Source organism: Tianxiuia mixotrophica, from assembly GCF_050596425.1.
Lineage (GTDB): Bacteria > Bacillota > Clostridia > Peptostreptococcales > Acidaminobacteraceae.
Genome location: NZ_CP192292.1, coordinates 2,427,830 through 2,440,983, shown reverse-complemented (window position 1 = coordinate 2,440,983; position 13,154 = coordinate 2,427,830). Strand labels below are relative to the sequence as shown.

Genomic DNA, 13,154 nt, shown 5'->3' with positions numbered 1-13,154 from the left:
ATTTCCTCCCGTCAATTTAGTCATTATGAATACATGACAAAAGACTGTAGCCTAGCTCTTGAATTCAAACGGACCTTCTCCCCAGTCAATAAATTGACCGAGGGGCATGACCACCTCAATGAGTTTTAAGAAATCTACAGTCTTGTGCTTATGCATTTTGATAATATTTTATGTGCAATTGGGTTTTATAACGCACCCTGCTCACACTGAATTTTATATCAGTTCTTTTATGCCATAAACGGCTTGTGACTATATAATAGCCGCTCGAATAATAATTGCAGTTGAAATGAAAATACCTGCAATCACAGCCCCAATGGCAGGATTCTTCTCTTTGATTTCCTCTGCAAAATTATATGGTGTGATCAAGTCAAAAAACTTATAGCCTATTAACATGAGAACTAAGGAAAACGCCGCATAAAATATAGTTGATGCAATTGGATTCGCTAGTAAACTTTCCATTATATACCTACTTTCCAAAACTAGTACCGCCACCAATAGATGTTCGTGTGCCCGTACTGCCTGTTTTTACTGAATTCCCGCTTGAACCATTGGTTTTTAAATTGTTCCAATCAGAATTTGTTTTCACTTTCGATGAATCATTCTGACCTGTCGAAATTTTATTCTTATCTGTTTTAGACGCAGGCTTTGGATCTGTGGCCTTAATCTCGTAACCGCCACTGCCATAGCGCTCGTTGTCTCTTTTGTAATATTTCTTTTCATACTGCCTACTTGAATACCAAAAGATGCCCGTTCTATAAGGTCTATATACTGATGAAAACCCATGTCTATGCACATATTTTCTAGATGATTTTTGTACGTAGGTCTTTTCTTCTTCACCTTTATAGATTAAGATAACCTGATCATCATAATAAAGTGTAATAGCTTCTTCATTTAATAAATCAGTATAACTCTCCGGTTTTTCACTATTGATATACACAAGGGCTGTGTCCCCAACACTCAGACTTGACTCCATGACTTCAGCCTTTTCGCTGGAATCCACATTGCCTGTTATATGTGTCACTGGGGTTAAAATATCTCCCACCTCGAGACTCTTTAAATCCGAACGTTCAAGCACATCAAGGTCAGAAACTTGAGACCCCTCATCATAAACCGTATCAGTTGGCACATTTTCTATGTAACTTTCCTCCACACGCTGTCCCCCACAAGCTGTTAGTAGGGTCATAGCAATGAGAGCTGCCATTAATTTTTTATTCATAACAACACCAACCAATTATATGATTGCAGCGCTGATCACAATTGAAATTGCAATAAAGATGCCTGCCACAGACATACCAGCCGCTACATTGTGATTATCTATTTCCTTATTAAGATCAAATGGTGTAAATACATCAAAGAGCTTGTAACCTGCCGCACAAAGCACGAGGCCAAGTGCGTAATATGTAAGTGATGAAATAATACCTTCCATGTTGTCCTCCTATACTGACTTTTGACCAGGATAGATTTCTATTTGAAAATCTTCCAGTGGAACACCTGTGCTCATTTCCACTTCTCCATCCCATATTTCCACCGTTAAGTACTTTTCTTCTTTTAAATCAGAATACTCAAAGTAGTCAACCGGCATGCCTTTTTTTAAATTAATCTTGCCATCCACATCATAAACAATTGCATCACTGCCTTCTTGCAAATGATATTTTACACCTTCGTACTCTGTGGTTTTAAATGGCTCTGTGGTGAAGGGCGTAATTTCTTTATAAAGGGCGATTTCAATGTCGTCATCCTCTTCCACACTTAGCCAGTAGGTGGAGCGTCCATATTTAAGTTTATACTCATTCCACTTCCAACCATCATCATTGAACACAAGCTTTCCTTCAACTTCATAGTCTTCATGGTCTATGCTAACAATGTCCCCAACCTGAATAGTCATCAAAGTTCTTTCATAAGGATCATGATCATCCTTTGTGCTATTGGCTTTGGCTAAATTTTTTAATCTATTGAAGATTCCCATTTAAAACCTCCATTATTTATTCATTTTTTGTTTTAATGCTTCAAGTTCATCCAACATACTATCGTCACTAGATTCCAGAGCATCAAACTTTTTTTCTAAATCATCGCCATTAAGGGCTTCATTGAGTTCAACTTGGGCTGCTGCATTCGCCTCCATGTCATCAACCTTTTGTGACATTCTATCAAAAGTATCAAATGCGCTTTTATTGTTCATGCTAGACATTGTGTTTTGGATTGACTCTTGAGCCTCGGCTCTTTTCGCTCGAGCCACCAGAATTCCCTTTTGTCTTTTGGCTTCTTCAATTTTATTGCCCAGTTCTTTCAAACTCTTTTTCAGTGCATCGCTTGATGATTTTTGAGACTCATATTGGCTTCTATACTGTGTCGCTAGATCACCATGTTCTTTTTTGCGACCCAAAGCTTCAAGTGCCAGTTGATCGTCCCCTTTTGAAACAGCAAGCTCTGCTTTTTTAGACCAATTTTCCACTTGCGCTTCTTCAGCTTCCATAGCTTTTTGAAGTTTCTTTTCCTCTGCAATGGCTTGAGCCACTTCAGATTTTGCTTCATTATACTGTTCTGTCATATCTATCAACATCTGATTAATCATTTTTTCTGGATCTTCAGCTTTAGATATTAAGTCATTCACATTTGATTTAAATACTGTGCTTATACGATCAAAGATACCCATAGTAACTTGTCCTCCTAAATTCTAGTTATAATACATATTTTGTAATACCTAAGCATTATAACATTAATTAACAGTTGAGACCACATCATCCCCCAATGTTAATCAAACTTTAATCATTGAAATGTATCCGTCAATAAGCACAAATAAACCCTTTGCATAATCGGGCCACAAAGGGTTTCTTTTCTCGCGCATAGCATTGTAGGCTATACATCTTCATATAAATTCAGAACACAAGGCGTATGAAGGCACATATCTGGGCTAAGAGTTTTAGAGCTTTTAATTTGTATGTTTGTTTAGAGGCACTCTTATAAGAAAATACGGCTTGCCATCTTCACGTTCTAAACATTCCAAGTCACCTCTTAATCCAATAGATACGATATTATAGGCCATCATAAGTTCAATGCCACTTGCTCCTTTGTTAAAGGCACTCAGCGCAAAGGGTTCGAAGGCGCGTTTGCCTATGGTCTCATATTCTAAAGATGAGTTATCCTCGTATTTGATGATGACACTGTTCCCCTCTACATTTATTGTGATCCGGGCACTTTTAAAACTCTTTTCTTCTATACTAAACTCAACGGAATACTTAAATAGGTAATGAAAGGCTTCCATAAGATGAACAGGTGATGTGTCAAAAACCAAATTATCTCGATCTATAAATTCCACATGTAAGTGTTTGTCAGGTGGGTAAAGGGCATTGAAATCAGATAGACCCAGAGAAATTATATCCTTCACCTGGACAGATTCGACCGATTTCTTTTCTATTTTCATATTGAGAAGCTGTAATCCTCTAACAATTTCACTCAGTTCATCTATACCCTTGCCTATAACCCCCATGGATTCATCAAGAACATCCGACAACTTATCATCAAGACAGTCCTTTCCCCCACACCTTAATTTTTCTAAAACATGTTCCAAATAGGATACGGACATGGATACATTGCCAAGAGGGGTGTTCATTCTATGGGCAATTTCTACAATCAACCGACTGATCGCTTCTTTTTTTTGAGACTCAACCAACTGATTCTGGGTGTTTTTAAGGTTGTCTAAAGAGGTTTCCAGTTCTTGATTTGTTTCTTCTAACTCAATGGTTCTCTCCTCAACGAGGCTTCTTAAATTCTGACTATAATGCTTAATTTCCTGCATAGCCTGGCGCTGCTTGTTTTTCATAACTTTGACTGCACTGGCCAGTTGCCCCACCTCGCTCTTGTCATTTAGATAATCCTCTGAGATTTCTATGTCATAGTTTCCATCTCCAATATCTGAAATGGTTCTTGTGACACCTTCAAGCATTTCCATTCGCTGACCCAACATTGTGAATATAATAATGGCTGTGACCGTCACACCAATCCCAATGGCTACGACCAGTATATTTATTCCTTTGATTAAAGAACCATAAATTTCAGATTTTTCTGCAGTTATTCCAACAGCCCAGCCGTTAGAGACATGGTTAAATGCCAGAATTTTTTCCTCACCATTAAGCCAGGTATACTCGAAAGTTCCAGATGTATTGTTTTCAATTTCGTCGAGCATCCACGCGTATTTTCCCCCTGCCACCTCTTTTAAGTTCATACTTTCTTCTATTTCGGGATGAACAATGAAGTCACCCTTTTCATTAATAAGAACAGCATAGCCTGTGTTATAGACCTCAATTTCTCTAAACTCTTCTTCGAATCGGTTGAAGAATAAATCGCTCCCAACCACCCCAATAAAAAGATCGTTCATGTATATTGGTATGGTGTAGGATATCCATTTAATGTCTTCTTCAAGAATGATCGATGGATAAGGATCTGTCCAGTTAGGAATCCTCTCTTTCATCGGCACAAAAAACCACTCCATATTTGTCTCATCTAAGAATAGATCATATTTTGCCCTTGGTTGACGTTCAGGGATTCCGTCCCGATCCCTGTCCCAGTACCACACATCTCTTGCCTTTTCATGTAGGAAGGGATTTAAATAAATATATGCCATATCGTACTTCAGTGCTGTATTATATATAAATGGCTCAATGTCATTTAGAAATTCATCCCAGTAAGCTTCATCACTAATGGCCCTGTCATAGTCAAATTGAGATGTGACTTGAATTTTAAGACTTTCTGATACGGTTTTTCGTTTTATAACATCTGTATCCAACTTGGCTGCCTGATATTTGGCCATGTTAATAAGCCTTTGCTGTGACTCTTCTTGCAAAAGCATGTATGTGCTGTATAGATTAATGAATGAAAGTATAAAACTAAGAACGAGAAAACTTAGAACCACTATACCAGTGACATGAGTGCGTAGCTTACTTGGGTAATTCACAATAAACTCCTTTGTCCGCTGTCTTGTTTACCCTATATATACCCAATCCTTTCGATACAAATTGCTCATTATAATATTGGATTCGTGCCATTTTTTTCATTATAAGTCTTAGTAACATAGAAAATCCGCTTACCAAGATAATGAATATCATGGTAAAACGGATTTTTATTAGAACGAAAAACTTCTACTGTCAGTCTATGAAATTCTACGTAGGAATGACTTTAAACGCACGTTATCATTTTGCGAGAATATAGCCTGTGGTGATCCAGATTTTACAATGTGTCCCTGATCCATAAAGACCACCTTGTCTGAAATTTCTTTCGCAAACTCCATTTCATGAGTCACTATGATCATGGTTATGTCTTCATCTGTTAATGCCTTTATAACGCCTAGGACTTCACCAACAAGTTCAGGGTCAAGGGCCGAAGTTGGTTCATCAAAAAGGATGACCTCAGGTTTTAGTGCCATGGCTCGAGCGATGCCCACACGCTGTTGTTGCCCCCCTGAAAGCTGTGAAGGCATACTATTCTCAAAACCTGCTAGACCAACCTTTTGAAGCTGATCTTTAGCAATACTTTCTGCTTCTTTCTTCTTGAGTCCAAGACTCACAATCAAGCCTTCTGATACGTTTTCAAGAGCTGTTTTATTCCTAAAAAGACTATAATTTTGAAAAACCATTGCCGCTGTCTTTCTCACTTCAATTTTAGTTTTTTCATGGGCCTTGTGCATAGGTGTTTGTATTTGCCCCAGAGTCATGTGACCAGCATCAGCTTCTTCTAAAAAATTAATTGTTCTAAGCAAGGTTGATTTACCAGAACCCGACGGCCCAATAATCGTCACAATCTCGCCCTTTTCGACCGTCAAATCAATACCTCTGAGCACTTCGGTCTGACCAAATGCCTTTTTCAAGCCTTCAATTTTTAACATTATAGGGCACCTCCCTTGCTAAGATTCCATTCCAATTTCTTATTCACTTGGGTTGCTATTAGGGTCAAGGCCCAGTATATAAGTCCAACAGCTAAAAATGATTCAAGAAATCTGTAGGACGCTGCGGCCTTCATTTTTGAAAGTCCCATTATATCTTGTAAGCCAAGCATAAATGTGATGGCTGTCCCTTGCAATAAACTGATAAATGTATTGCCCAGGGGCGGCACTGCAACTTTAAAAGCCTGAGGAAGAACGATTCTTTCCATAGCTTTTGATCTTGACATCCCTACAGAAAGAGCAGCTTCCATTTGTCCCTTGTCCACTGAATCAATGGCAGAGCGTATGACTTCAGAAATGTAGGCACTGGCGTTAATTGTCATGACAATTATGGCCGCTTGAAAGGCGCTGAGTTTAGCCAGAGCTGGAATAATTTGCGGCAATCCAAAGAAAAATATAAAAAGCTGAACCATGAGAGGGGTCCCCCTAAAAAAGGACACATACACTTCTATGATTGGATTAAGCACTGGATTGTTCATTTTTCGTATGAGACTAATGCTCACGCCCAGTATAAACCCAAACAGCATGGCACTTATTCCAACAGCCAGTGTCACTGGCAGCGCTTTTAGAATAACCGGTATAATATTGATAAAGTAGTTTAAGTCAAATCCGTTCATAAGTCACCTATCTTTACTTGTTTCTCAACTATTCCTCAGTAATGTCTATGTCAAACCACTTAAGTGATATTTCCTCTAAACGACCATCTTCACGCATATCCATAATAGCTTGATTCACATCTCTTAGAAGTTCCTTGTTTTCTTCCGTCTTTGTGAATGGGAAGGCATTGAACATCAATTCCACCGGTTGTCCACCTAGTTTTAGATCAAGTCCGGATTCTTTGATGGCCAGCATGCCTGCCAGCTTGTCATTCAAGACAGCATCAATTCTTCCAAGCGAAACATCCTGTAAGGAAGCTTGATAGCTTTCATAAGTGATCACATCAATTTCGTCGTTTACATCAAATGTCTTAACGAGTTCTTCATAATTCGATCCCAAACTCACCCCTACCTTTTTCCCTTTCAGACTTTCAAGATCAGTGATTTGATCATTGTCGCCTTTTACAACAAGTTGTGCCCCATAGTACACATAGGCTTTTGAAAAATCGTATTTCTCAAGTCGTTTTTCATTCACTGTGATCTGGTTGGCAATTGTCGTGATTTTACCGCTATCAAGGAGTCCAAACAATCCGCTGAAATCAGCTGTTTGAAAAGTGACCTCGCGGTCAATTCGGTTTCCAATTTCTTTCCAAACGTCCACATCAAATCCCGTGAGTTCATTGTTTTCATCAATAAAAGTATATGGCTTATACCCACCACTCATTCCAACTATTATAGGCGCGCTTTCCTGGGCACTATCTTGCGATTCTTCATAAGTATTTGATTCACTTGCTTCCACTTGTGTTTCCGTTTTGTTCATTGATGCCACTGCAAATCCTGCTGCCACAGCAAGTACAAGTATAAGAATTGATATTTTTTTCATTTTGTCCTCCATATAAGGTCTATTCATTGTTTTAACTGTCTTTTGAACATTTGGCCAAATGTTCTTTTCCATCATCTAAATGAAATATATGCATAAAAAAAGAAGAAGGTGTATAAACCTTCTTCCCTGAATTCAGTGATTACGTAACCTGATTACGGTTTAGGAATAAGCTTTTAACACATGTCAAATAACTGTAGTTTTTCTGAAAAGAAACTACAGCAACAGCATGTGTGAAGACTAGAGATCGAGGACACAGATACAACAGAAACGATTGATGCATTGTTAGAAATATTAATCTTTTTCATTTTTGTGCCTCCTTCTCTTAAGTATTCAACAGACCCGTTGTAACGGACCTTGTTTTAATGGCTTACCTTGAACTTGATACCATACTAACTCAGTCGGATTTAAAATGCAAGACTTTTTTCAAAAATAAATTATTTTCCTTCGTTTCAATTTGTCTCTTTTGCTTTTTTTAAATTTTCTTCAGCGGCATAAATAAAGTCCCACTGTGCCCCTTCTACAACCGTTGGATTGTGGTACACGCCTGTGGTTACTGTAATGGTTTTTGCATTTCTTGAATATACATGTTCTGTGTTTAAATCCTCGATTCGCTGATGCATACGTTTCACCAAAGCTAAGAATTCATCCACATCCATATCGATAAAATAGACAATAAAAGCATCGCCAGTATAACGTGCACATGCCCCATCATGTTTATCGCTTATTTGTTTAATGACCCTTCCCACAGCCCTCAAGAGCGCATCTGCCTTATCATGTCCATACGTCTTGTTGTACTTTGAAAAAGCATCAATATCGATCATACAAAGCCCCATTGACTGACTCCCCATAACAGCATCACTGTAGGCTTTTTTATACATTTGCTCCCATTGTGTACGTAGGAGAAGTCCTGTTATAGAATCCAAGTTTTCAAGACTCTTCATTTTGACTGCGCTTGACTTTAAAAATGCTTTTTGAATGAAGTTCTTTTTCATAAGTTCGTGGAGATAAAACCGGAGCAAGACTATAAATGCTATAATCTGCGTGCTGCCCGCTCTTAGGCCGAAAAGTGTGGTATAAAACCGTTCATAAATTGTTAGCAGCAGTAGAAACATGACATGATTGGCAGCCACGATAATAAAAAAAGTTAAAGTGTCAATATCAAGCACTATGGATAAAATAAAAACCAATGTGTAATAGACCACAATTTCTTCACCTTGAAATTGATCCGCCACAGCCACACCTGCCGCCCAGAAGACAATATAATATGTATAGCAGTGTATGAATAGACGCTTAAGAGAAACGCTTATATTTCTTCGCCTTATAAAGTGGGCTCCTATGAGAAATACGAGATGGCCCCCAATCGTATAATAATAGAACCTTAAATAGTGACTCATTATGAGTTTGTGGGTTGTGAATGGGTCTATTAAATTGGACGCAACCGCAAGAAGTTGGACCACTAAAACAATGGCACCAGAAATCATGAGCTTATTAAAATTCTGATTGGTTCGTAAACTTGTGTATTCTTCTTTTAGATTTTCCGGGAGTTTTACTATTAGGTTCATCTAAGTCACCTCTATTACAAGGGTCCTGGTGTGAGTTTTCGTCTCTTACCCTTTGATTATACACTTATTATATCCAATTTTCTTCCTTTCAAATCTCTTAGACATGATCTTCTTCCTGTGAAAAAGCGCCCGCTCAATTCTTTATTCGGTGATTTTCCCAATAAAAAAGATGCTCACTCCCACCTGAACATCTCGTCAAAACTATACTTCTCTGTCGATTAGTAGCCTAATTGAATTCACCTTCTGAAATAAAATTGGCTGTATTGCTTCATATGTCATTTTATCTGGCAGTCCACTGAACACTTTTACATCTTCAATTTCAGAATCTGGCAATTCCCCAATTTCTTTGATTCTGCAAAAGTATAGACGCCCATATGTTGTATGATTATTTTCTGTGTCCGCAGATTTTTCCTGAGACGATACAGAATAATCACAAACTTCCTCAATATGAAAATCAAGGGCACCCGTTTCTTCATACAACTCTCTTTTTGCAGCTTCTAGAGGGGATTCATCAAGTTCAATGTGTCCGCCGGGAAATTCCCATGAATCCCTATCCCTATGCCTTACACAAACCCATTTGCCCTTATAGAGGGCTGTAATCACAACATATTTTAGTTTTCTTTGATTTTGTCTTTCAATTTCGTGCAATAATACTTTCATAAAACCACACCGCTTTTCTTAAATTTTCTATAAAATCAACACCAAAACTTATATTATCACATTTAACAAAATATGTTAACACTCACGTCTTGATATATTATTTTTCTATATATAACCTTTCTTAAAGAAAATATTCTAATAGAAAAAAGACCCCAGCCAGCAATGACTTGAGTCTTTATCATAATTATTGTCGCATGTTTCACTGTAATGCCTGTACCCAGGGATGGTCATTGCCATACTCAAGTGTCAGAGCATTCTTAAGCCACATTTTCTGTGCCTCATCCAGTTTAACATATACAGTATCAAAATCAGATTGATTGTCTTCTGACAAATACTTGGACTTATAGAGCAATACAATTTCAGGCGCTAAATATGGCAAGCCCTCAAACTCATATATGGCCTTTTCAATAGCCAAACGTATGTCTGTATTTCTCCTATAAACAAACATCTTACTCTCGTAAGTGTTTAAGAGTATTTCCATAAAATCAACTTTGTCCTGAATTTCTCTTTCGTACTGATAGAAGGTACACGAACCCTGCTCATCCACTTTCAAGTAATCAACAGGATAGTTTTCATTCATACACCACAAATTCTCATACTCAAAGCTTTCATAGTTTTCAGTGTCAACTGGCATGAAGCCTTTTCTCGTTGGAACTTCTAAGCGCCATCCTTGATCTTTTAAATAAGAAATTGTTTCTTTTAAGTCCTTTTTAAAGACCATGATGTCTAGGTCTTTATGCGGTCTGGTTTCGCTTTTCATAAACAAGTCCAGTGCCCATCCACCACAAAAGCACCATTTTACATTCATGTTTTCTAATATTTTTCCTGCTTCTTTTAAAAGCTCAAACATATAGATCCCCTCTTCAACATCCATATTTTAGCCTTTCTATTATAACAAAAAACCCGCGACTACGCGGGCAATTTTTTTATTTCGTAATTTTTAAACAATTCACTATTCTTACACTTATAAAAAACCTGCATCATCAAAAGGGAAAATTCGAACCAATACTTTCCCTTCTATCTGTTCTTGATGAACCAGTCCAACACGTTTGCTCCTACTGTCAAGAGAGTTTAAACGGTTGTCGCCCATAACGAAGAAATAGCCTGAAGGTATGGCCTCGATGTGAACGTCGCCAGGGGTATTTACCCCACCTATATATTCCTCAGTCAGATCAACACCATTGATGAACACCTGACCATTCTCGATCAGAACTTCATCGCCAGCCACTGCAATCACACGCTTAATGAGTGGCTTATAGTCTCCGATTTTCCATTTTTGAACCATATTCATTTTTGAGAGTTCACTGTCTGTTAACTTTACTTCAGACCGAACGATAACTATATCACCGCGCTCAACGCCGGATAACTTGCTATATACCAGTTGATCATTTTGATGAAGGGTTGGCTCCATTGATTGTCCATAGACCTGAGTGACATCACCAAAGGCTGTTAATATAACAAATATAACTAAAGCTAGGGCAAATGATTTAACCCATTCTATGACTTCTTTCCAAATTTTCTTCATAATAACTCCCTCATAAGGTCGCCCACTGTAGTACGCAATACTTGAATCACAACTTATTCACCTTGCTGCATATACTTTTTTTCAGATATATTCCAGATAATCAAGGCCATCAGCGGACTGATAACAACATATGTAATAAACCGTATAACTGCCATATAGGGTGATGCATACCCGTAGGCCGCTAATTCCAAGAAGAAATTTATAACAGACATGGCCAGCGAAAAATATACTGAAAAGAAAAGTATAAATTTGGTCTTCCCCAATTTTCTGTAATTTTCCCAACGTTTTTTGCTGTTTTTACTATTTTGTCCAAACATATATCCGCCTCCCAAGTGGCTCAAATCTATCCTAATACATTATACTAGCTATTTGCCTTTTATTAGAAAACATTTCAGTTACAAATTTGTATACGAAGTGTAAACACACGTGAAAATCGAAGTGATTCAGTCTTTGGGCATAAAAATATCGTAGAAGCCTATAATGTTCTCTTCTACGATATTTTCATTATCATTCATGACCAATGGTTTTATATGACTTCACTGCTATTGGTCCAAATTGTTGTTCTTTCATCAATAGGAGAAAAAACATCAAACTCAATTTCCCCCTTATTCATCAAGGCGAACACATACCGCCTTTGTAAGTAAAAATCATAATCACTTCGCGCAATTGAGCTTATAAAAGCATAAAGCTCTGTTTCCCCTCTTGTATGTAGTAGGGTCACAATACGTTCCATTTCATTAAATGGAACAGAAACACTTTTATACAGCTTTAAATAGGCATCGTTCTCTTTGACAATTTCAACATCAGCCGATTCAATACATATAGCATTTGCAATGACCATAAGATCACTCCTGACATGATTTCCACTTTGTCTTTATACTATAAATATCGGTTGTATTAAAGTAAATCTTTAAGAACTTTTACCACAATATCAATATCTTCTCTAGTCACACCATGATGGGTAACAAACCTATATTCACCATCTTCTGTTCCATTGATTTTAATGCCCTTGTCTTGCATTTTTTCAACCAGTATGGACTCTTTAATGACATCCTGCCCAAGTGTAAAGAAGACCATATTAATGGCTAATCTATCTTCTATCACATTTACAGAGTCAATTTCAGATAATTTTTGAGCCATATATTTTGCATTGCTGTGGTCCTCAGTGAGCCTGTCAGTCATCTCTTTTAGGGCATATAGGGCTGGCGCTGCAATGACACCTGCTTGACGCATACCGCCCCCCATTAACTTACGGTTTTTTCGAGCCCTGTCTATAAATTTCTTGTTCCCGACCAGAATGGATCCAACAGGAGCACATAGGCCTTTTGACAGACATATGTTTGCACTGTCCACCAACTGTGTCAACTCTTTTACATCAACCTGGAGCGCATGGGCAGCGTTAAAGAGTCTTGCACCATCCAGATGAAGGGGAATATTATATTCCTCAGCGAGAGATTTAACGGCCTTCATGTCTTCAAGGGAAACCACCGACCCATTGCCTAAGGCGTTTTCCAGACAAATAAGACCCGTATCAGGATAATGTATGTCATCCTCTCGGATTAAGCCACGTATTTTTTCAACAGGAAGTTTACACACCCCTTCGATGTCAAAAGTTCGCAGCTGTACACCAGCAATAACTGCTGCTGCCCCCACTTCATGGGCCATAATATGAGCATCGGAGGCCAAAATCACCTCATCTCCCCTTCGGGTATGGGTCAAAAGAGCCAGTTGATTTCCAAACGTTCCACTTGGCACAAAAAGTGCCGCTTCTTTTCCAAGTTTTTCTGCCGCGTAAGCTTCAAGGGCATTGACTGTAGGATCATCTCCATAAACGTCATCACCTAGGACCGCATCTAACATAGTTTGCTTCATTTCCATAGGTGGTATTGTTACCGTATCACTTCTCAAATCGATCCATTTATTATTCATATTCACACTGGGATAGCCCAGCGTCACCTCCCTAAAATTATAGTTGAATTTTCACCTATTTATA

At 38.1% G+C, this 13,154-nt stretch carries 17 protein-coding genes; all 17 read right to left on the bottom strand.

Going from position 1 to position 13,154, the window contains the following annotated elements:
• Positions 1-249 precede the first annotated feature (249 nt).
• On the bottom strand, positions 250-459 hold the full coding sequence (locus tag ACQ4KW_RS10575; protein WP_430886508.1) for a DUF350 domain-containing protein: 210 nt from the start codon (positions 457-459) through the stop codon (positions 250-252).
• Positions 460-466: 7 nt separating this feature from the next.
• Positions 467-1,216 carry a hypothetical protein gene (locus ACQ4KW_RS10570; protein ID WP_430886507.1) on the bottom strand — a complete coding sequence of 250 codons (750 nt, stop codon included), beginning with the start codon at positions 1,214-1,216 and terminating at the stop codon, positions 467-469.
• Positions 1,217-1,231: 15 nt separating this feature from the next.
• Positions 1,232-1,426 (bottom strand): DUF350 domain-containing protein, encoded by a 195-nt coding sequence (locus ACQ4KW_RS10565; RefSeq protein WP_430886506.1) that lies wholly within the window; start codon positions 1,424-1,426, stop codon positions 1,232-1,234.
• 9 nt (positions 1,427-1,435) lie between these two features.
• Positions 1,436-1,966 carry a DUF4178 domain-containing protein gene (locus ACQ4KW_RS10560; RefSeq protein ID WP_430886505.1) on the bottom strand — a complete coding sequence of 177 codons (531 nt, stop codon included), beginning with the start codon at positions 1,964-1,966 and terminating at the stop codon, positions 1,436-1,438.
• A gap of 12 nt (positions 1,967-1,978) precedes the next feature.
• Positions 1,979-2,653: a PspA/IM30 family protein gene (locus tag ACQ4KW_RS10555; protein ID WP_430886504.1), complete on the bottom strand. Its 675-nt coding sequence runs from the start codon at positions 2,651-2,653 to the stop codon at positions 1,979-1,981.
• A gap of 276 nt (positions 2,654-2,929) precedes the next feature.
• The gene (locus ACQ4KW_RS10550; RefSeq protein ID WP_430886503.1) at positions 2,930-4,951 is read right to left on the bottom strand and encodes a cache domain-containing protein; all 2,022 of its coding nucleotides are present in this window, start codon (positions 4,949-4,951) and stop codon (positions 2,930-2,932) included.
• 195 nt (positions 4,952-5,146) lie between these two features.
• Positions 5,147-5,878, bottom strand: a complete 732-nt coding sequence (locus ACQ4KW_RS10545; protein ID WP_430886502.1) for an amino acid ABC transporter ATP-binding protein — start codon at positions 5,876-5,878, stop codon at positions 5,147-5,149.
• On the bottom strand, positions 5,878-6,552 hold the full coding sequence (locus ACQ4KW_RS10540; RefSeq protein ID WP_430886501.1) for an amino acid ABC transporter permease: 675 nt from the start codon (positions 6,550-6,552) through the stop codon (positions 5,878-5,880). The genes ACQ4KW_RS10545 and ACQ4KW_RS10540 overlap by 1 nt, the downstream gene beginning before the upstream one ends.
• A gap of 28 nt (positions 6,553-6,580) precedes the next feature.
• A complete protein-coding gene (locus ACQ4KW_RS10535; RefSeq protein WP_430886500.1) occupies positions 6,581-7,414 on the bottom strand; it encodes an amino acid ABC transporter substrate-binding protein in 834 nt (277 codons plus the stop codon).
• Between the two features lie 173 nt (positions 7,415-7,587).
• Entirely contained in the window at positions 7,588-7,719 is a 132-nt protein-coding gene (locus tag ACQ4KW_RS10530) for a hypothetical protein (protein ID WP_430886499.1), read from the bottom strand.
• Positions 7,720-7,863: 144 nt separating this feature from the next.
• Positions 7,864-8,976 (bottom strand): GGDEF domain-containing protein, encoded by a 1,113-nt coding sequence (locus tag ACQ4KW_RS10525; protein WP_430886498.1) that lies wholly within the window; start codon positions 8,974-8,976, stop codon positions 7,864-7,866.
• Positions 8,977-9,177: 201 nt separating this feature from the next.
• Positions 9,178-9,636 carry an NUDIX hydrolase gene (locus ACQ4KW_RS10520; protein ID WP_430886497.1) on the bottom strand — a complete coding sequence of 153 codons (459 nt, stop codon included), beginning with the start codon at positions 9,634-9,636 and terminating at the stop codon, positions 9,178-9,180.
• Positions 9,637-9,835: 199 nt separating this feature from the next.
• Positions 9,836-10,486 (bottom strand): nucleotidyltransferase domain-containing protein, encoded by a 651-nt coding sequence (locus tag ACQ4KW_RS10515; RefSeq protein WP_430886496.1) that lies wholly within the window; start codon positions 10,484-10,486, stop codon positions 9,836-9,838.
• A gap of 114 nt (positions 10,487-10,600) precedes the next feature.
• Positions 10,601-11,161 (bottom strand): signal peptidase I, encoded by a 561-nt coding sequence (gene lepB / locus ACQ4KW_RS10510; protein WP_430886495.1) that lies wholly within the window; start codon positions 11,159-11,161, stop codon positions 10,601-10,603.
• 53 nt (positions 11,162-11,214) lie between these two features.
• Positions 11,215-11,478, bottom strand: a complete 264-nt coding sequence (locus tag ACQ4KW_RS10505) for a hypothetical protein (RefSeq protein ID WP_430886494.1) — start codon at positions 11,476-11,478, stop codon at positions 11,215-11,217.
• 209 nt (positions 11,479-11,687) lie between these two features.
• Positions 11,688-12,002, bottom strand: coding sequence for a hypothetical protein (locus ACQ4KW_RS10500; protein WP_430886493.1), 315 nt, complete (start codon positions 12,000-12,002; stop codon positions 11,688-11,690).
• 56 nt (positions 12,003-12,058) lie between these two features.
• The gene (gene ltaE / locus ACQ4KW_RS10495; protein ID WP_430886492.1) at positions 12,059-13,090 is read right to left on the bottom strand and encodes a low-specificity L-threonine aldolase; all 1,032 of its coding nucleotides are present in this window, start codon (positions 13,088-13,090) and stop codon (positions 12,059-12,061) included.
• Between the last annotated feature and the right edge of the window lie 64 nt (positions 13,091-13,154).